Origin of the sequence: Chryseobacterium sp. SIMBA_028 (genome assembly GCF_046535285.1) — a bacterium.
Lineage (GTDB): Bacteria > Bacteroidota > Bacteroidia > Flavobacteriales > Weeksellaceae > Chryseobacterium.
In genome coordinates this window covers 1-390 of record NZ_JAWRWZ010000072.1, presented here as the reverse complement: position 1 = coordinate 390, position 390 = coordinate 1, and the positions used below count along the sequence as shown (strand labels likewise).

The 390-nt window shown below is 36.9% G+C and carries 1 protein-coding gene; it reads right to left on the bottom strand.

From position 1 onward, the window contains the following. On the bottom strand, positions 1–390 hold a 390-nt coding region (locus SCA31_RS22585; protein WP_410699292.1), incomplete at both ends, for a BspA family leucine-rich repeat surface protein.

The following is a 390-nucleotide window of genomic DNA, read 5'->3' as shown; positions in this document are numbered from 1 at the left end:
AAGATGTGCTCCATATTGACAACTTTTGAAGTATTCCAAGTAGCCAGAGACTGATTAAAAACAGGAATAAAATGAAACATGTACGATATATCTGTCGCATTAGAAACATCCCATTGGTCTAAAGGCTGATTAAAAGACTCACAAGATGCGAACATGAACGAGAAATTTGATACATTCGAGACATTCCAGCTATTGAGATTTTGGTTGAATGCTTTTCTGATATTAAACATAAAACTCATATTTTCTGCTGACGAAGTATCCCACGAGCCGATAGGAGGGTTGAAGAAATCAGGAGGTGTAATTGTACTACTGCTAATCGCATATCCAAACATGGATCTGAAGTTCTTAATAGTGGAAGTATTCCAACCTGCCATTGAAGCATTTCCATAG